At 46.4% G+C, this 19690-nt stretch carries 17 protein-coding genes; 6 read left to right on the top strand and 11 right to left on the bottom strand.

From position 1 onward, the window contains the following. Window positions 1–13 precede the first annotated feature (13 nt). Window positions 14–2977: a leucine-rich repeat domain-containing protein gene (locus DF182_RS16570; RefSeq protein WP_113616969.1), complete on the bottom strand. Its 2964-nt coding sequence runs from the start codon at window positions 2975–2977 to the stop codon at window positions 14–16. A 102-nt stretch (window positions 2978–3079) separates the two neighbouring features. Here DF182_RS16570 and DF182_RS16565 point away from each other — a divergent pair, with 102 nt between their 5' ends. Then, window positions 3080–3703 (top strand): Pr6Pr family membrane protein, encoded by a 624-nt coding sequence (locus DF182_RS16565; RefSeq protein WP_245957472.1) that lies wholly within the window; start codon window positions 3080–3082, stop codon window positions 3701–3703. Here the strand turns inward: DF182_RS16565 and DF182_RS16560 are convergent. Further along, on the bottom strand, window positions 3684–4709 hold the full coding sequence (locus DF182_RS16560; protein ID WP_113616968.1) for an endonuclease/exonuclease/phosphatase family protein: 1026 nt from the start codon (window positions 4707–4709) through the stop codon (window positions 3684–3686). The two genes, DF182_RS16565 and DF182_RS16560, sit on opposite strands and share 20 nt — an antisense overlap. Window positions 4710–4786: 77 nt before the next feature. Here DF182_RS16560 and DF182_RS16555 point away from each other — a divergent pair, with 77 nt between their 5' ends. Further along, a complete protein-coding gene (locus DF182_RS16555; RefSeq protein WP_113616967.1) occupies window positions 4787–5521 on the top strand; it encodes a DUF4262 domain-containing protein in 735 nt (244 codons plus the stop codon). A gap of 2 nt (window positions 5522–5523) precedes the next feature. Here the strand turns inward: DF182_RS16555 and DF182_RS16550 are convergent, their stop codons facing one another. The 3 genes from DF182_RS16550 to DF182_RS16540 all read right to left on the bottom strand — a co-directional run bounded on the left by DF182_RS16550 (window position 5524) and on the right by DF182_RS16540 (window position 7001). Then, window positions 5524–5901, bottom strand: coding sequence for a hypothetical protein (locus tag DF182_RS16550; protein ID WP_113616966.1), 378 nt, complete (start codon window positions 5899–5901; stop codon window positions 5524–5526). Window position 5902: 1 nt separating this feature from the next. After that, a complete protein-coding gene (locus DF182_RS16545) occupies window positions 5903–6358 on the bottom strand; it encodes a DoxX family protein (protein WP_113616965.1) in 456 nt (151 codons plus the stop codon). A gap of 61 nt (window positions 6359–6419) precedes the next feature. Then, a complete protein-coding gene (locus DF182_RS16540; protein WP_113616964.1) occupies window positions 6420–7001 on the bottom strand; it encodes a Crp/Fnr family transcriptional regulator in 582 nt (193 codons plus the stop codon). A 53-nt stretch (window positions 7002–7054) separates the two neighbouring features. Between DF182_RS16540 and DF182_RS16535 the strand changes: the two genes are divergently transcribed. Then, entirely contained in the window at window positions 7055–7774 is a 720-nt protein-coding gene (locus tag DF182_RS16535) for a metallophosphoesterase (RefSeq protein WP_113616963.1), read from the top strand. Here the strand turns inward: DF182_RS16535 and DF182_RS16530 are convergent. The 6 genes from DF182_RS16530 to DF182_RS16505 all read right to left on the bottom strand — a co-directional run bounded on the left by DF182_RS16530 (window position 7765) and on the right by DF182_RS16505 (window position 17793). Further along, the gene (locus DF182_RS16530) at window positions 7765–8367 is read right to left on the bottom strand and encodes a short chain dehydrogenase (protein WP_113616962.1); all 603 of its coding nucleotides are present in this window, start codon (window positions 8365–8367) and stop codon (window positions 7765–7767) included. The two genes, DF182_RS16535 and DF182_RS16530, sit on opposite strands and share 10 nt — an antisense overlap. A gap of 61 nt (window positions 8368–8428) precedes the next feature. After that, window positions 8429–9295: an AraC family transcriptional regulator gene (locus DF182_RS16525; protein WP_113616961.1), complete on the bottom strand. Its 867-nt coding sequence runs from the start codon at window positions 9293–9295 to the stop codon at window positions 8429–8431. A gap of 81 nt (window positions 9296–9376) precedes the next feature. Then, entirely contained in the window at window positions 9377–10714 is a 1338-nt protein-coding gene (locus DF182_RS16520) for a RagB/SusD family nutrient uptake outer membrane protein (RefSeq protein ID WP_113616960.1), read from the bottom strand. A 12-nt stretch (window positions 10715–10726) separates the two neighbouring features. After that, window positions 10727–14098 carry a SusC/RagA family TonB-linked outer membrane protein gene (locus tag DF182_RS16515; RefSeq protein WP_113616959.1) on the bottom strand — a complete coding sequence of 1124 codons (3372 nt, stop codon included), beginning with the start codon at window positions 14096–14098 and terminating at the stop codon, window positions 10727–10729. A gap of 42 nt (window positions 14099–14140) precedes the next feature. After that, a complete protein-coding gene (locus tag DF182_RS16510) occupies window positions 14141–16768 on the bottom strand; it encodes a zinc-dependent metalloprotease (RefSeq protein WP_113616958.1) in 2628 nt (875 codons plus the stop codon). A gap of 416 nt (window positions 16769–17184) precedes the next feature. Then, a complete protein-coding gene (locus DF182_RS16505) occupies window positions 17185–17793 on the bottom strand; it encodes a hypothetical protein (RefSeq protein ID WP_113616957.1) in 609 nt (202 codons plus the stop codon). Between the two features lie 160 nt (window positions 17794–17953). Between DF182_RS16505 and DF182_RS16500 the strand changes: the two genes are divergently transcribed. Genes DF182_RS16500 through DF182_RS16490 form a run of 3 tightly spaced genes read left to right on the top strand, consistent with a single transcriptional unit; the run spans window position 17954 to window position 19567 of the window. Next, window positions 17954–18244 (top strand): hypothetical protein, encoded by a 291-nt coding sequence (locus DF182_RS16500; RefSeq protein WP_113616956.1) that lies wholly within the window; start codon window positions 17954–17956, stop codon window positions 18242–18244. 25 nt (window positions 18245–18269) lie between these two features. Beyond that, window positions 18270–18809 (top strand): RNA polymerase sigma factor, encoded by a 540-nt coding sequence (locus DF182_RS16495; protein WP_113616955.1) that lies wholly within the window; start codon window positions 18270–18272, stop codon window positions 18807–18809. Further along, the gene (locus tag DF182_RS16490; protein WP_161964162.1) at window positions 18806–19567 is read left to right on the top strand and encodes an anti-sigma factor; all 762 of its coding nucleotides are present in this window, start codon (window positions 18806–18808) and stop codon (window positions 19565–19567) included. Before DF182_RS16495 ends, DF182_RS16490 begins: the two co-directional genes overlap by 4 nt. Window positions 19568–19690: the final 123 nt, after the last annotated feature.

The following is a 19690-nucleotide window of genomic DNA, read 5'->3' as shown; positions in this document are numbered from 1 at the left end:
TATAAAATATCTGCTATTTCCGCTTGAGGTATTTATGATTCAGATAGATCAGCCCTTTCAGGATGAGGGCATCCACATCACTTTCCGTTATTTCGTTACCGGTGATAGTCAGCTCCCTCAGCTCCTTCAGCTGGCTCAAACCTTCAGGGAGCGTCGTGAGTTTATTATTTTCAAGGTCCAGTTTATCCAATTTGCACATGGTGGTAAGAAAGTCTGCTGTTTCAAGACCACCATCAGACAAGGTAAGGGAAATCAACTGCCGGCAGGCTGCCAGTCTTTCAGGATGCAATATTTTGCCTTTTGTGATAGTCAGATGGAGCACTGGTACATCGGCATTATCCAATACCGGCACTGTAAAACCTGAAACCTCCTTCAGGTCCAGCGAAATATTAGTCAGCGTGGGCATAGTCCATACTGCAACCGGCAACGTGGCGAGGGGGGCTGTAATCTTCAACTGGTCTAATTCCATATCTTGTATACTATTTAGCAACCGTGACAGTTCTCCATTACGGGGGCTATCGATATACAGTACTCTAATAAAATCCAGATCCTTCAGACTATCTGTCACAGCATGATCCGGGATATGAGGCAGGTACAGGAAAGGAATACCGTTTTTAATGATTTTCACTACCAGTAAAAAAGCAAAAACATCCAGTTCGGGGTGCAGGTATACTGATGAATAGGCATCTTCCTTTTTATGCGTGTATTCATCTTTCCAGGTAATACGGATATGGTGCTGTAAAGCGGCTGAGGCATATTGCCGGAACAGTATTTTTGCCTGAAGGGCGATTTCTTTATTGCTGTGGAAAAGATGAATGGCTACAAGATAGCTGAGCAATTTTTTATTCGCACCACCTCCCCTCACCATTTCCAGTAACAGCCACATATCGTTTTCTTCTTTCGTTTTCAGCAGTCGTGTTACCTGAGCGGTAAGTTCCTTGTTTTCTTCCTGCATGAGGAATGGCGCAAGGTCTTTTATTTCCAGTTGTTTAAGATGATCTTCCAGAATGAACCCCAGGTCCAGGTGGATGATTTGTTTGACGGCGTTGGTGGTCACGTCCAGACCAAGATATACGTGGGTGGCTTCTTCCAGCTCCTTCACTACCCTTGCTCCTCTGGCTTCCAGGATAGCCGCCAGCTCTTTCCTGGAGCCAATGGTGGATTGTCCGGTTATATACACCCGTGCATCTGGCAGTTGGCCTGCTGCATCAAAAGGACCAGGCAATAGTTCCTTCAATGCATCATAACGACGAGCCAGTAACCCGAAAGCGATCATACGAAGTAAGGGCTCTTCCAGGTTCAGCAAAGACAGCTGTTCAAATGCATGGAGGTAGGCGGCAGTATAAGATTTCTTTTCCAGCACTATCTGTCCTGCAGGAGTATTGCCGAAGGTCAGTGGCAAATCAGGCACCGCTGTCTGCCCTTCGCTCCATTCCAGCCTGATCTTATCGAGATGTGTTAATTCAGCCAGTGATGCCGGAACCTGTTGTTCATCTACATACAGGGTCACATCGCGCAGCACGGTCATTTCCTTTAACCAGTTGATATAGGTTGCAAAAGAACGTCTGTCGGAAGACCGGAAAACCAGTTTTTTCAGGTGCGGCAGCCTTTTTAGATGCAGCATTGTTTCGTCCAGATTCAGTTGATCACGGCTGTTAAAATCAAATGACTCCACACAGGGCAGGTCATAAAAGGCTGCTGGCAAAGGCGCGGCGATCAGTGCCACATTGATATACCGTCCATTCACCGGCTGCAGAAAGGGTTGCAGCTCTTCGTCCGTCATACGTGTAGCCGTCAACGTTTCCAGGGCCGGCATTCCGGATATACGTTCGTAATCGGGGCGGACGTTACTGTCTGCCAACACCAGACATTTTAATGCCGGGAGCTGATATACAAACTCCGGAAAAACCGCTACCCGTGTACCGACAAACGATAACTTTTCCAGGTTCATAAGTCCAGACAAATCGGGTAGCGTATGATAATTTCCATTGTAGAAAAAAATATCCTTTGCTTGTGTTAACCCAGCTGTTGCAGCGGGCAACTCTTCCAGCTCAGAAAACGTGAATGATGTCACATATTGCAATGCTGCAATATTGTCTGGCAAGGTTTCCTTTCTGTTATTGTAATAACGCTCTATTTTACTTTGGGAGAATGATGTGATGTCGGGCCTGTCTTTGATCATATTGATATAAAACGGCGCTGGTAAACGCCAGTCACATTCAATCTCCGTGATATTGGGCATTTCCGGCAGACTGGTCAGCCCATTCCCCCGCACATCGATAGCCACCAGTTGTTGTAACAACTTAAAGGAATCCGGCAGCTTAGTGATGCCACAATTGCGTATAGACAAACGTTTCAGGGTTTTACATCCGGCCAGCAGCTGAAAAACCTCGTCCATGTGCAGGGCGGTATTACCATCCAGCACCAGCGTTTCCAGATGTGGTAAGGTGGTCAGTGCCTGCGGAAGGCCGATCAGATGGACATTGCTGACATCCAGTATTTTCAAGGATGGCAACACTGAAAGGTTCTGTGGCAAAGAACAGAGCGTATTATTACCTATGTAAAGAGCTTCCAGCTTTTCCATGGGTTGTGAAAATACCGGAAACGCAGTCAGTTTATTTTTTTCAAGATGCAATACTCGCAGTTGTTTCAGGGCGGCCAATACATCAGGACAACCGCTCAGTTTATTTTCAGAAATATCCAGTATCGCCAGGTTTTGTAGCCGGGCAATATTGTCGGGCAGTTCCTTTAAGGCAGTTTGTATCATGGTCAGCCCTTGTAGCTGGGGTATTGCTGTCAGCTCGTCTATTACAGTACTGTGGCTCAGGGCGTCATTATAACTCAGATCGAAATGTACATATGGAAGTCTTGCAGCAGCCTGGTATCCGGGCGGCAGTTTGACAAGCCTTTTGCGTTGCAGGTTGATACGGCCATCTTCTCGTACGTCTTTCATGACGTGGTTCTCAAAATATTCCATAGGTGTGGGTTATCTGTCTATAAAGAAATGAAACTTTCGGGGAAAAGTGAAGCCCGCAGGGGTTTGAGAAATATAAATCCAAAAAAAACGTATACTTATACTATGGAAATAAAACGATCCCGAAGCTTCATGGCGGCGTTGTCCTTACTCGGATGGTTTGCGCTGACAGCCCAGTTTTACCTGATAATCAACAGCGAAGTTGCGCCTGTACTGGAACTGACCGTCCGCTTTTTCAGCTATTTCACCATACTCACCAATCTGATGGTGGCTGTATGTAGTACCACGCTGTGGCTGTATCCCGGCTCCCGTTTCTTTTCCAGGGCTGGTACACTTACCGCTATCACAGTTTATATTCTGGTAGTAGGTATTATTTACAATGTGGTCCTGCGTTTGTTATGGCAGCCGCATGGTCTGCAAAAAATAGTAGATGAACTGCTGCATAGTGTGATACCCCTGTTGTTTCTGTTGTACTGGGCTTTGTTTACCGCCCGTCGCAGGATGGACTGGAAACAGTGCTGGGCATGGTTATTATACCCGCTGGTATATTTTATTTTTATTCTTGGCAGGGGTTCTTTTTCCGGCTTTTATCCCTATCCGTTTGTGGATGCCGCCCGGATAGGGATACCGCAGGTATTGATCAACGCCTTGGGCGTTGCGGGTATTTTTCTTTTATTATCACTACTGTTTATTGGTGTCAGTCGTTATCTTACTTCAGCAAAAAAGTAACCAGCAGGGCCTTATGATCGGTAGGCCATACACCTTTAGGCGCCATAAACGGGTCTTTTGATGTTTCTTCTTTAATAGCTCCATATACCACTGAAGCACGGGGGCCTACGATCACCGCATCTTTCAGCTGTAATCTTTTATCAGGATAAAAAAAGATAAAATCGATGCGGTCGCGGTCATCGGCATCAGGCGCCCAGGCCAGCTTACTAACGGGAACGGCTGTATTACCGGCCGGAAATGTAAAACCCGGATGGGTGACCGGATTAGGATACCGCCTGCGATATGCATCGGTAAAGCCTTGTTGTTCAAGTGACATCGTTACATTCCAGGGGATAATGGTACCGTTGTGATCAAACAGATCTTTAGTGGCAGCGGTCCAGTCACGATGGGAAGGCTCGTTAAAATCACCACCTAATATCACCAGATGGCCTTTAGCGATCTCCTGGCGGGCATCAGACAGAAACAGCGCTATTTCCTCATCCCGCTGGGAGGCACGGTTATCGGCCAGTACACTGTCTACCTGCGTTACCGGCGCCGGTAATTTCTTCCAGGTACTGCTATGGTAGCCTCTGGGCAGGTAATTAGCAGCATGCAGATAATCCAGATGCGCCGTATATACGGCCACGTTAGTCCCCTTTACGTTGATCACCGCTTTATATACCGAGCCGTGGTCGTCTTTCTCCGGACTGATAGTGGCAAAGCTCTCCAGCGGATAAGCTGATAAAATACCTGAGTCATAGCTGTATTCGGAGTAGAAAGTCTTGCCCCTCGTGGCCAGTGCAGCCTTGATACGTTCGCAGAAACGTGTCTGATGATAGTTGCGTACCTCGCTGAAGGTGACTACGTCTGCACCGGTATGTATGATTTCATCAGCGATCGCTTCGAAGCCACCAGGCACCACTGTGCCTTCCTGCCAGATATTGAACTGTAATACTTTTAACGGGATGGCTGCCTGTACCTGCCAGCAAAGCAGCAGTAGCAGCATGGGTAAGGTCCATTTCTTCATGTTTGTTCACTGTTTGCAATAAAAATACATCATAACTGCTCATATTAAAATCAATATTTTTACGCCAAACAAGGGCCATGTCAAACGATCACTGTCAGCATCTTCCTATATCAAAAGAAAAAATACAGAAAAAAATAGATCAGTATGGATGTTTTATTGTACAGATTCAGGAAGATGACTATCTGCCTGCTTTCGTATATACCATAGGGTTATACCAGCAATACGGACACCCTGAAATTATTTGCTTTGGTCTTTCTGTTGAGGTGATGGCCAGCCTGTTGAACGATGCCTGTGATCTCATCAAAAAAGGTCAATCCTTTGCTCCTGGTACATCGTATGATGATTTCCTGGACAACTACCCGGTTCAATTTATTACAGTAGATCAGGCTTATTACCCTTACTACCTGGGAACAGGTTGTTTTTTCTATGGCCACAACCGTTTTCCTGCCCTTCAGCTGATATGGCCCGACAAACAATCGCTGTTTCCATGGGAGCCGGAATTTAATCCCAACTGGCTACGGAAACAACCGTTGCTTGATCGGAATAGTGATTTTATGTTTCAGGAAGAAAAAAACCTTGCTGTATTCACTTCCCGTCAGATACTGGAAGGCAGCCCGATTCTTTATATATACCACGATGAAGACGGAGACTGGCAATTCCTCAATGAAGAAGAAACCAAGGAGCAGGATGTACGGATAGTAGCGCTTTCCGAAATCGCAAAGATAGATCCCGGTATAAAAGAATTACATCTGCTTTCATATGGTCAAAGGGCCTGGAGGGCTTCCCCTAAAGATAAGTGGCAATGGGAGTGACCTCATATCTTCCGCCTGAAATTCTTGCCCAGCCCGAATACTCCATTGATATACCGTCCTGATTTCTCTGCTGCATAACTTTCAAAAAACATCCCCAGGGCAGTGGGATTTTTTGTTGTAAACCGTATAAAACGCCGGTGCCAGTCGCTTTGATAATATTCTCCCAATTCGCGATAACTGAGCCAATAACTGACCATCACTATCTGCAGCGGACTTACCAACGCGGGAATACACTCATAGGCACCGTGATGCCGCTTTACCGACCGGATAATCCCCGGCAGGTTGAACCACAGCCAGCAGAAGCCTTTCAGATTTTTAGCCCTGATGCTGTTTACGAAAACAACCGTTTCCTTGTTTGCAATATCTACTTCGTACATCATCTTAAAATCCTTGAATGGAAAAGAAATATACCCATGCGACAAAAAACAGCTGTTCAGGCACCCGGTACCAGAGGTAGCCAGGGCCGGGGCCGTCAAAGGTGCCCTTTTCCAGGTTCACATGTTTGATGGCGGCATAAATATTAGCCGGCAGTATCAGGATAAAAAAGAGGATTAAGATATAGGCTGCCAGCGTCCGCTGTGATGGTATCATCAAGGCAATTCCCATCAGTACTTCCGCCACGCCGGTGATATACACCCATGCTTTTCTAAAGGGGATAAAAGGCGGGATCATCATGGTCATACCTTTGGCAAACATAAAATGTCCGAGGGCTGTGAAGCATAACATACAGCACATGGCGAGGTTGCCACTGAATATCAGCTGCCACGCGCCGGTGACCAGTTTAGCCACCAGCAGGGCTGCCACAAATATTACCACTAATACGATCTGAGGTTTCATGATTGTGTGTTTTGTCTGGTACAAAATTCCACATTCCTGTCCCCGCCGAAAATGATGTATGTTAGTTTCGGGACTGTTGCCTGCGGATACGGCTCAGGCTCTCGGGCTGGATACCCAGATAAGAAGACAAATGTTTAACGGATATCTGCTGTATCAACACAGGATTACGCTCCATCAGCGCCGCATAACGTTCCTCTGCCGTACGTGACAACAGCTCCATTTCTTTCCTCAGCCGCTTCATATACTGGTATTCCGCAATCAGCCGGCCGATCTTATCCCCATTATGGTATTTCGCGTAAAACTCCTGTAAAAACCGGTAAGGTATCGCTATCACTTCAGTATCTTCCAATACTTCAATAAAAATCGTACTGGGCTCTCTCGTGATAAAAGAATAGTAAGCGGTCACCATCTCCCCTTCAAAAAGAAAATCCACCGTAAACTCTTTACCATCTTTGATGAAATAACTACGGGTAGCCCCTTTCTGCAGGAAATAGATAAAGTTCTCTACCTGCCCTTCCCGGATGAGGAAATCACCTTTATTGAATTTTTTGATGATGACTTTGGTAGAAAAATCTTCCCATTCCGCCAGAGAAAGCGGATAAAATTTGTAGATGGCACGCTGGAAGGAAGAGAGGTCTGTCATCTATACAAAGATATGTCAGGAGAAATTAGTATTATAAGGTTCATTTTTATACTATGATCATTGTCGGAGACCTTCATGGCGGCTATCCTGAAATGCTATCCCAGATTCAAAAACTGGGGTTGGAAAAAACTGTGTTTATCCAGGTAGGGGACTGGGGCTTAGGATTTCAGCCTGTTGATCCCGACAAAAAAGCACTGGCCCAGATAGATAAGTTTCTTCAAAGAGCCCAAAACCACCTTTACATCATCAGGGGCAACCATGACAATAAGTGGTTTTGGAATCACCGGGATCAACTACATCTGAAAAATGTACACCTCATACAGGATTATGAAGTGCAAACAATAGAACAACACAAAATACTGTTCATTGGCGGAGGTATCTCTATTGACAGGACCAACAGGATACTAAACAAAAATTACTGGGCGGATGAAATCGTGGTTTACAACGAGCCGTTATTAGCGGCTGCCTGTGCGAACGGTATAGATATGGTTATCAGTCATATCGCTCCCAAAGAAGTATGGCCACACACATATAATCCTCTTGTATTGCACTTCATTGCCAAAGAGATGACCGCAGGCAACGACCTTTCAGCAGAGCTTAAAAATGAAAGACTGCTCATGAGCCAGGTATATCAACATGTCCGTGCAGCAGGGTGCAGAGAATGGTATTACGGGCATTATCACGAATCACATGCAGAAGAAAAAGATGGGATTGTTTTCAGATGTGTGTCTATTCAGGAGATGTATGATACGAACTGTTCTACTCATGAATAAACCTTAATTATCTTCCCATTTACCGCCCCTTCCACACTCAATAAATAAGCATTAACCAGCTTGTCCATAGGCACCAGGTTGTACCCAGGGAACATAGCGCCGTAGCGGTCTTTGCTATCTTCCACCAGTCCGGGGCTGACAACATTGATACGCTGATCTCTTTTCAGTTCCTGGGCAGCGCCCAGAACAAAGCTATTCACGGCACCATTGATCATGGCTACGGTAGTGCCGTTTTTGGCGGGATGTTCTGCAGCGATACCGGAGGTCAATGTAAAAGAGCCTCCTTCAGAAAGATATTGTTTCCCGATCAGCACGAGATTGACCTGTCCCATAAGTTTTCCTGTTATACCGGCGAGCATATGCTGCTGCCGCATCGTCTGAAAGTCGCCGTAATAGCCGGTTCCGGCGGTGCAGATGCAGGCGTCTACTGTTTTCAGCTGGCTGAACATATTTTCGATGGATGTTTCGGAGGCGATATCTACCTGTATATCACCGCTGTTGCGGCCGGCAATAATCAGTTCATGCCTGGGTGCCAATGCTGCTGCTACTCTTTTGCCGATGGTACCCTGACCACCAATAAGTATAATTTTCATGTTATCTGATTTTATAACACAAAATTAGGCAGTGCATCAGGGGCAGGATAGTCCGGATAGCTCAATTGATAGTCGTTTCGGCTCGCAGTGCCTGCGGGGTGCTGCCGTACTTCTTTTTGAAGATGCGGATGAAGTAGGAAATATTGTCATAACCGCATTGCCAGGCAATTTCCGAGACCTGTTGCTGTGTATTGTCTATTAGCAGCCGGGCATGTGCCAGTCGTTGTTCATTGATCCATTGCCGGGGAGGCATCTGGTATATACGCTGAAAGTCCCGTTTGAAGGTTGCCAGGCTACGGTTCGTAAGATCGGCCAGGTCTTCTATGGTCACGGGCTGCAACAGGTAGGTACGGACAATATAATCCAGATCTTCCGGATCGGTGCTGAGTGCACCGGTAATAAAATCGCACACATCCCGCTGATGGCCGGAGTTCATGAGCAACAACAGGATCTCCCGCTGTTTCAGCGACAGCAGCTGATCTGTATGTAATAAAGGTTTGTTGAAATACATCCGCAGCTGCTCTTTGAATGCCTGCACCAGTTCTCCGCCGGGGAAGATCACGCAGGGCGGTGCTGCTGTTACTTTCCGGCTGTTAAAAAATGGCTCTGTGGAAACAGCCTTTAACAGCTTTACCGGCAAGAACAACATCATTGCTTCAAAATTCAATCCCTGCTCTATGTATTCTGCCATCACATAGATTCCTTTCTTCAGCAGTACTACTGTTTCCGGGCCTGCTTCTATTGTCTCTCCGGGCAGATGCAACAATTTGATCCCTTTGGTCACAAAAATGAGGGTATGCTCGGTCAGGAAGACTGTACGTTTACCTGCCTGGGATTCCTGTTTCAGTTTGGCAAAGGTTTCACCATGGAAGGTTAGATAAGTAGAATCCGCAACAGGTGCGTCTATTGGAGGAAAACGGAATAACATAAGTAAAACAAATATACCCAAAATACAACAGCCTCCGGTACATTACCGAAGGCTGTCATTATTTACAGATATGCTTTACCGTTATTCCGCCAGCAGCGGATTGTTGGCTACAGCATCTGTTGGTATCCGGATAGTATATCTTGGATCGCCAGCCTGCAAAGTGACTGTTTTACTTTTTATAGTATGCACAATCTGTGGCTGGGTAGTTCTTCTCAGGTCAAACCAGCGGTGGCCTTCAAAAGAGAGCTCACGGAATCTTTCATCGTAGATCTCCTGCAGGAGGGCATTACCGCTGAGGGATGCCAGCCTGGTTACTTCTGCCTGGTAAAAATCAGGTGTGAGGCGGTATTGTTTCAGCTGGTTCAGGTAGTTACGGGCCTGTTCGGGCTGGTTCAGCTGTGCCGCTGCTTCTGCTGCTATCAGGTACATTTCAGCTACGCGGAAAGACTGGCGGTAGCTGTTGCTGTTAGCTGTCTTGAGAACGGTATTATTGTTTTTGCTGTCTTTACCGTAGAATATTTTCAGGCGCAGATCACCGGTTGTATTGTACGAAGCAAACAATTTATCTGATACCAGAGCAGTTCCCGCAGAAACAGAGTTATAGGGCTGTTCAAAAGCCTGAAGAGTTTCTACAGAATTGTAGAGAGTAGGCTGGGTGTTGGTCTTGTTAAAATCCACCAGGGCAGACTTTTTATCCAGCACAGCTTTTGCCGCATCCAGGGCTTTGTTCCACTGGTGAGTATACAGGTACACTCTTGCTGACAGGGCCAGACCCGACAGTTTAGTAAACCTGAATGAGGTAGCTGTTTCATACTGGTCTACATTTACCAGCGCCAGACCTGCTTCCAGGTCGGCATTTATCTGATTGTATGCTTCTTTTACCGTGTTACGGGGACTGGTTTTTTCCAGGTCTACTTTGGTAATTACCGGTACTGCCTTATCAGAAGCTGCGGTAGCTTCATTGTAAGGCTTACCATAGAGATTTACCAGGGTAAAGTGCGTGTGTGCACGCAGCAGGTAAGCTTCTCCTATCAATTGGTTTTTCTGCTCCTGTGTGCCTTCCAGGGCACCAGGTGCAGCTTCAATGATATGGTTGGCATAAAATATCTGCTGATACTTGCCTCTCCAGTCATAGGTGGCGATATTGGTACCATTGTTCTCATCCCAGAAATAATTAGGCTGGAGCTGGTTTACATCACCGCTACGGGTTTCATTGATTTTTATTTCATCGCCGCGGTAAGAGGACAACCCTCTATCGAAGCCGCTGGCGATGACGTAGGCGGCATCCAGCTCTTTACGGAAGTCTTCTACCGTGGTAGGGATCACTTTCCCTACCGGCACAATGTCCAGGTATTTTTTGCAGGAAGAGAAGGCAGTCAGCGCAGCCAACAGTCCGGCGGTATATATTACTTTACGCATTGATCACAATTTTTAGAAAGTGGCATTCAGGCCGATGGTATATGTTTTAGGAATAGGCTGTGCATAGATGTTGCCCATGGTTTCCGGGTCCATATAGCCATCGTAGTTACGGGAGAACACAAATGGGTTGCGGGCTTCAGCAGTCACCTTCAGTCCTTTCAGACGGATACGGTCGCAGATATTTTCCGGCAGACGGTAGCCCAGCGTGATGTTACGTACACGCACATAACCCGCATCCTTTACCCATAATCCCAGTGCTGTATACTGGTAGTATTTGTCCTGCAGCCAATGTCCGAGCAACCTCATTTCTTCGCTGGTCTGTGGTCCGTCACCAAACAGTCCGGGGTACTGGCCGTTAGGGTTGGATGGTGTCCAGCGGTCCAGAATAGCGGAAGACACATTGGTAGCACGGTCATAGAAGAACGGATTGTATGGAGGCTGTATTTTCGCTTTCTGACCCAGGTTGAACAACAGGCCTATAGACAGGTCAAACCTTTTGTAGGAGAAGTTGTTGTTCAGACCACCAGTATAAAGCGGATCGATAGAGCCCATGTTGCGGAACAGTGCACGCTGCTGATCGTTGGTCAGCTCGGAGTACGGGAATAAACCGCCCAGGTCAGGATCTCCGGCAAAATCATCTTTCAGTTGCAGCAAGTCAGACAATGTCTGGGTTTTACCATCATGGTTCACCATGATCATACCATGCTCATTCAGACCGGCATAATCAATACCCCAGATGGTTCCGGTAGGATTGCCTTCTCTGGAAGGGAAGTACGAATTGTCCTGCAGGGTTTCGCGCAGTACTTTGTTTTTATTGTAGGAGAAGTTAAAGTCTGTTGACCAGCGGAAATCCTTGCGGATGATGTTGCGGGTGCTGATGCTCAGCTCCACACCACTGTTACGCATTTCTGCCCAGTTGACCGCCATATTCTGGAAACCGGTTTCCAACGGCAAGGCATATACGTTGATCAGGTCTTTACCATGACGGTCATAATAATCAGCAGTGATGTTTACTCTGCTTTTCAGGATGCTGATATCGATACCGATGTTTTTGTTGATGGTTTTTTCCCATCTCAGCTTGGCATTGGGCGGAGATGTCACCGTGATTACCTGGAGCGGGTCTCCTGGTAAAATAGGTGCGTTGTAGTAAGTACCCATTACGAAAGGAGAAGTGTTTTTATCCACGTTACCCTGTAAACCATAAGAGGCACGCACATTCAGCGTATTAATGAAACGTACGTTCTGCATGAAAGGTTCTTCCATCACACGCCATAATCCGCTCACAGACCATAAAGGCAGGTATTTGTATTTGGGATCTACACCAAACAGGTCGGATCCATCAAAACGGATGCTACCACCTAAAGTATAGCGGTTGTGGTAAGTATAACTACCGGTACCGAAGAAAGATACGAATGCATTTTCCGCATAGGTGTTTTTGTTACCATACAGATCTTTGATATCGTTATCATTCTGGAATTTGATCGGAATGCTGGTCAGTGTTTTAGGATCAAAGCCATAGCCGGTGGTAGCGTTATATTTATCCTTCACTCTTCTCACCTCATTACCCACCATGAAATTAAACTCATGGTATTTATGCAGATTAAAACTGTATTCCGCCATTGTTTTCAGCGTATACTGCTGCATATTGCGGTTATTGTTGTTAATCATACCGCCTTTAGGGATAATGGTTCTTTGTGTGCCGGTAGCCGGATCAAAACGCATGTTCTGATCAGACAACAATCTCATCAGGTAAGTGTTTCCGAGGGCGATCTGTTCGCCGGTAGTGATCTCAGACTGAATACCCAGCTGTGAGCTGATGTGCAGGCGGGGGATCACTTCATAGTCCAGTTTGAAGTTGGTATTTACAGACTGGGCTTTGAGGGTATTGCTGGTATTTTTACGTTCTTCCAGCAGGTTGAAGTCCACGATATTCTTATCTCCGCCAATGTTTCTGTCGTACACATAGTTGCCTTTGTCGTCGTATACAGGCGTATACGGGTTGGCCAGACGGGAATACTGTACCGGGTTGGTATTACCGGCGCGGTTGCTATAGAAGGAGTTCTGGTTACGCTGATTGGCAAAGATGCCGGCAGAGAACTTCAGTTTGTCTGTCAGGTCGTAGTCTGTTTTCAGGGTGATGTTATAACGATTGGCGCCGGTACCGATGGCTGCACCTTTTTCGTCATAATAACCGCCGCTGAAGTAATAAGCAGATCTATCGCCGCCACCGGAAACACTTATCGTGTGCTCCTGGGTAAAGGCGTTGCGATAAATAAGATCGTTCCAGTTGGTATGAATACCTCTGAGAGCATTGATTTCATTGCGGGCTGCAGCATTGATGCCATCCAACCCTTTGGTGGAAAGATCATCCGCAGTAACATTATACTTACGGAGAATACGGGATACTTCACCATTGTTGGCACCGAAAGAAAAATCAGAAGTAAACAGGTCCAGTTCCAGGTTTACTTTCTGGTCGCTGTTCATCAGGTTAAGACGGCCCAGGTCCGGCTTCTGTGTAAAGGTGAAGTTATTGCGGTAGTTTACAGATATCCGCTCATTTTTTTTACCGGATTTGGTGGTGATGACAATCACACCGTTGGCAGCACGCGCACCATAGATAGCGGTAGCGGCAGCATCTTTCAGCACAGTGATGCTTTCGATATCGGAGGGGCTGTAACCCGCGATAGAAGAAGTGTACAGCTGATCGATGGATTTGGCATCGTCTGCGGTAGGCAGATTGGTACCTTCAATGGGCAGCCCGTCAATTACCCACAGCGGGTCCTGCGTACCTTGCAGAGAAGATGTACCACGGATACGGATCTTGGCGGCCTGGCCGGGAGCACCGGACTGCGGAGTGATTGCCACGCCGGACAGCTGTCCCTGCAGCATCTGCTCTACGCTCATTACGCCTGCTACCTCTATTTTGTCCATGCTGATCTTATCGATAGCGCCGGTAGACTTATTCTTTTTGATAGTCTGATAACCGGTGAACACAAATTCGTTCAGGTTTTTGCCGGCGGATGACAGCGCCACCTTGTAATGGTTGCTGGCAGTGAGTGCCAGCAGTTTGGTTTCATAACCCATGAAACCAATGGTCAGCTGTTTTACGGAAAGTGAATCCGGCAGTTTCAGGGAGAAATCGCCCTTTTCATCGGTGATAGCGCCGATGCTGATATTTTCGATAATGTTTTCCGAACCAGTAGTAGTACCGATGGTTTTATTGCTGGCGTATACAGACACGCCTGGTAATGCTTCACCGGAAGTGGCGTCCACTACTTTCCCCTTAATGATGCGCGGGCTGGTTTGTGCCTGGGCCCACCAGGGAGAAAGGCTGACAACCAGCAGCAGGCAGCATATCTTCATCCACAATTGACTTTTTTTCATTTGTTGACTGATGTACAGATTTATTGGTTTGATTGATTGATTTTATTTGTTGTTCAGCGCCTGCTGCATACGAATGATCAGGTCATTGTAATGATCAGCAGTGGCCCTGTCTCCACCATTTTTACGGCTGTTCAGTAACTGTATCAGTCTTGTCATTTCTCCACGTTTGGCACTAACGGCGTCAGATACACGATGAATGGAGAAATAGTTCAGGTTACGGGAAGCACGTTCAGCCTCTTTTTGCGGCTGCAGAGAGAAAGAACAGAATCCGTCGGCACCGTTAAAAGCAAAATCGTCCTGGAATTTTTTAGCGTCAGGGCGGGCAACGGATTTGTCGATGCTAACAATCAGTGCATCTACAAAACCTTTCTGGCTGTTACGTTCAAAGATGTCCAGGGTCTGGCCTTTGATGGTTTTGGCGAAGATGCCGTTGTGCAGATCAGACAGCAGGTCAGAAACCGTATAGGCATCGCGGCCGTTGGCTGCTTCATTTTCCATCATGCGGGACAGGCGCTCATCGCGGAGCAGGTCGTAATAGAAAAAGGATTGTAAGCCTTTGGCATATACGAGTGCACCGTATTCTATATTACCAATCGGGCTCTCCTTGATAGGATAACTTTTGGCATAGATTTCATTTTTAAAGAGCCAGGCTGGTGTGTTAAACACTTCTTCCAACAGGTATTTTACCGCATCCTGTTGTTTCTTTTTAGGCACATGTACGTAGCTGTTCTGTTTCTGACCATATACAGTAGGGGTAACATAAACACCACCTACGCTGGCCATTACGTGATAACCGTATTGATTCCACTGGCCGATGGCGCTGTTGAGCATTTTACCAGCTTCGTCATAAGAACTACCTTCTTCACGGGTCCAGCTGAGAATCTGCGGAACGATGCGTTTCAGGTTCTGCAAGCCATAATGGCTGGCTTTCACAGCATCGTTGCCCAGGTCTTCTATCTGGCTGCGGGGATCGATAGCATCTCTGATATCCTGTTGTTCACCAAAAGCATAGAGCGGATCATTTTCGTGTGCCCTTAACTGTTGGTTCAGTTCAGCCAGCTCATCATGCGGATTTTTACCGGTATAGCGGTAAGCCCATCCGATTGCGAATTTATCGTATACGCCAATGGCAGGTGTGATCTGGGTTACGTTATCTCCCGGCTGTGCCACGTAGTTAAAACGGGCGTAGTCCATGATGGAAGGCGCGGTACCACCCATACGGGAGGTGAACTCCGGAGAGCGCAGTGAGTCTACATCGAAGGCGAAGCTGCTGCCCATATTATGCTGAAGACCGAGCGTATGGCCTACTTCGTGGCTAGATACAAAACGGATAGCGTGTCCCATCAGGGAATCGCTGAAGTGGTTGCCACGGGCACGGGGATCGATGGCACCTGTCTGGATACGTACCCAGGAGTGCAGGGTGCTCATCACGTTATGCCACCAGATGATATCTGCTTCCAGTATCTCACCGCTGCGGGGATCTATCACAGAAGGCCCCATAGCGTTGGCTTTGGCGGAGGCGGCGTAGGTCACTACAGAATAACGGGCATCGTCTGCATCAAAATCGGGATCGTTGACAGGTGCGTCTTTAGCGATGATCGCGTTTTTGAAACCGGCTGCCTCAAAGGCTTTCTGCCAGTCTTCAATACCGGCTTTGATATAAGAACGCCACTGTGCAGGGGTGCTGGCATCGATATAATATACGATCGGTTTCTTAGGTTCTACCAGTTCACCGTTCTTATAACGCTGCATATCTTCCGGCTTGGGTTCCAGACGCCAGCGGGTGATCAGCTCTCTCTGCTCCAGTTTGTGCTGAGCATCGCTGAAATACCATCTGGGCGTAGTAAAGAGCCCTACCCTTCTGTCGGCGAAGCGGGCTTTCATTGGCTGATCGCTGAGCAGTACCAGATTGGTAGTGGTTTCAATAGATACTTCCACACCGGTGATTTTGGATGTCAGCTCAGACTTGGCCACCACATTGTCCTGGAAGGGTTTGATACCACGGATGCGGGACAGGTCTTTAATCGGAGAGCCTGGCAGGCCGAGTGATTCAAAGACGTTGTTGATGCTGCTGTTGGAGCCGTCAAACAGTTTGGACACGTTGATCACGAATGCAGTGGTGTCTTTGTTATAGGCTTCTATTTTAAACTGGTCTATCAGGGAGGCAGCGAAGTTGTCTGCTACAGACTGCGCGATGGCGTTGTCGGCAGGTACTTCGAGGAATGGGTTGTGTTTACGCAGGAAGATCTTATTCAACAAGGTATCTCTTTCAAAAGCGATGACCATGTTAGCATAATTCATTCCTTTATTGACACCGGCTTCATTGAGTTGTTCCGGTACTTTGGAGAGTTTGTTGACTACGAGCAACTCCCGGCCGAGCAGGTTCAGCGGGATTTCGAAGAAGTAGTCTGTTTTCACACGGTGTACCTTAAACAGGCCCTCACTGGAGATAGCATCTGCCGGGATCACTTCTTTATAAGGCTTCAGTCCTTTGGTATCGGGTTTCTTTTTAGCGGTCGTATCAGCTACTACCACAGGGGTTTTCTTTTTCCCGAAAAGCCATCCGCCTTTCTTCTTTGATTGGGCTATTACATCAGTGGATGTAAAACATTGTGCCGAAAGGGCTACACATGGGAGTAACCATAACAGTTTCCTGTAACTTGCGTGCATAGATAGGAGTTGTTAAGATGTATTGTAAATACTTCCGGGAAACAATCATCCAGCCCATTGCCGCGGAAAACTGAGGTGATGATACGCCACAGCTAAGCCCAGCAAGGGCTGGGCTACAAAGGACGAACAAGGTTTGCTACAAAGTATTGGTGCGGTCTACTTCAGTCAGGACACAGGCAATGCCTTTACAAGCAAAATGATTTTACGTTTAACTTTTTTTTAACTATAAGGGCGCAAAGCTATAGAAAAGTAACAACTAAATCGTTTTTTGTTAGACAGCTTTCTGGTTTTACGGAGAAAAAATAGCGGGAAACAAGCTACGGACGGGCATCGCCGTTCATAACATTTTTTAAAAAATTATAAAAGCGCTTTAAAGGGGTTACATGTAGCACTTCTATAATATATCTATTGCGCTTTTAATCTTTTTTGTAGATATCAAATTTATTGAATGGCACCTTCCCAAAATCCTTGCTGGTACGAACTTTAGAAGTCACCTTGTCTGGCTCGGAGGCATGAAAACTATCACCACCGTCTTTATGCAGGTACCAGTATTTGTCTGTTGGCGAATATTTGAAGGTGATAATACGCGTCCATCTCCAAGCGCTGCCACCATAGTGTTCAACGGAAAAATAACCGTTTTTGATCACCACCGATTCAAAGGGATCTCCCATAATACCGCCGCAGTCCACACAATACACAACGTTATCATTGCGGGCAGCCAGTTTATAGGAATGATCCGGTTGCCCCAGCAATATCAGCAGCGGTCTTTTTTCAGGATGTTCCACTACATCAGAAGTAGAATCCTCTCCTGGTTTATACAGTACCATAATCATATCCGGGTAGGGATCCAGATTTAAATCACCGCTGGTAGTATCAAGAATAAGATATCCCTTAGGGATGAACGGTGCCAGTTGCCGCGGAATAGTCGCGTCTGCATTCTTCTGCTTTTGAGCCACGGCGGCGGAAGCACTCCACATCAGGAGGGAGATCATTACCAAAGCGGTTGTTAACAATTGTTTTCCCATATGACACTGTATTAGCTTCTTTTTTAAATAAATGAATCATTTTGATAATCCACGTATCGCAAGTTGTAAAAAAAATTTCTACCCCCAAACTTTTTAGACTCAACATCCCGTATCTAACAGTGTAGCACATCTGCTATTATTCAATACAAGTTTCCACAAAATGAAAAAGCCAATCATAACATTCACCATATGGAGTCTGGCGCTAAACGCAATGATAAACAACCATAGCAATCCGGATGCTGCAAAAGAACAGCCTAACGAAAATGATGCATCCTGGTGGCTAGACTCCCAGGGCCAGCTATGGCAGGGCAGGCAGGGAAAGATATGGACAACGGTATCAAAGGCAGGAAAGAGAACATCATTTCCTCCCGGTACGATATCCTCCCAACGAAAAGCCCCCGGCAGCTGTTATACACTATCAGACGGTCGCATGCTCTGGATTGAAGAATAAAACATGATTACTATTCCGATTATATTTGAAATCACTACGCATATATCAAAATACAACTCTTGTTTCCCCGCAGCTGCAGGAGAAAGAAGTAGTATTCCAGCGCCTTTACGATGATTATTCAGGCGCTATATATGGAGTGATATTAAGTCTGATAGATGATAAACATCTCGCAGAGGAAGTCTTACAGGATACTTTTTTGAAAATATGGAAAAACATGGATCAATATGATCCTAAAAAAGGAACCTGGTTTACCTGGATGCACCACATAGCCCGAAACACCGCCCTGGATGTGATGCGCAGTAAAGCCTTCCGCAACCGCAGCATAAACGAGCCACTGAGTGACGACCACCTGCAGCTTCCCGCACCGGCTGCCCAGGAAGATACAGGCCTCCGTAAGCTGGCCAGCCAGCTAAAAGATGACCATAGTGTATTGATAGAATTAGCCTATTTTCAGGGATATACCCAGGAAGAAATCGGACGCAGACTGAACATCCCTTTAGGCACTGTTAAAACAAGGCTTCGCATAGCCCTGAAAAGATTAGCAAAAATGATCACAGACCCTTGAATATACAAGCATACATATCAAGCGGCGCACTGGAAAGCTACGTTTTTGGGCTGGCGACTCCCGAAGTAAGATCGGAAGTAGAACAGCTAAGATTGCTGTATCCGGAGGTGAATGCTGCTATTATACAATTGCAGCATGAGGTTGAAAACTTTGTTGCCACGTATGCTGTTGCTCCCCCTGCAGGATTAAAAGACAAAGTACTCACTATTATTACTCAAGCCCACACGGATAGTGATATATCCCACTATTTTTCGATAGACCCTGCTCCTTCTTCAAATTACGTTACAATACACCACTACTGGAGAATCGCGGCAGTCTCCATTATCATTCTTTGTTTTGCCTTTTTGTCCAGCGCAATTATTTTGGCCATCAAATACAAATCACTTTCACAAAAAAATGAAATACACAACCGTGCGCTCTATCAACAACTGGCGGCCAATCCGGATGTAAGCATGATCCAGCTAAAAAGCAGCACCAGCGATCAAAACTGCTCCATCACACTCTTCTGGAACAAACATACCGGCGCCTTATACGCCCTCGCCGATTACCTGCCCACTCCTCCAAATCAACTTCAATTCCAGGTATGGGCCGTTGTTGATAACAAACCCGTCAATGCCGGCCTGATGAAAGTAGATAACAGCTTCCAGAAGTTAATTAATATCCCCCACGCAGACCTCTTCTGGATTACCCTCGAGAAAACCGGCGGCAGTATTGCACCCCACAAGTATAATATCATAGCAACAGCGGAAACTAAATAAAAGAAACAAACATTTACCCTATCTTAGTTGCGTTTTTAAAACCCGGATTATACAGTTCAACTTCCCCACTTATCCCTAAAAGTTGTTGGTCAGGGAACTGCGCCACAACACAGGAAATAAACT

The sequence above is a fragment of the Chitinophaga flava genome (assembly GCF_003308995.1).
GTDB lineage: Bacteria > Bacteroidota > Bacteroidia > Chitinophagales > Chitinophagaceae > Chitinophaga > Chitinophaga flava.
Note: the sequence above shows the minus strand (reverse complement) of the source record. Positions and strands in the feature narration are given on the sequence as shown.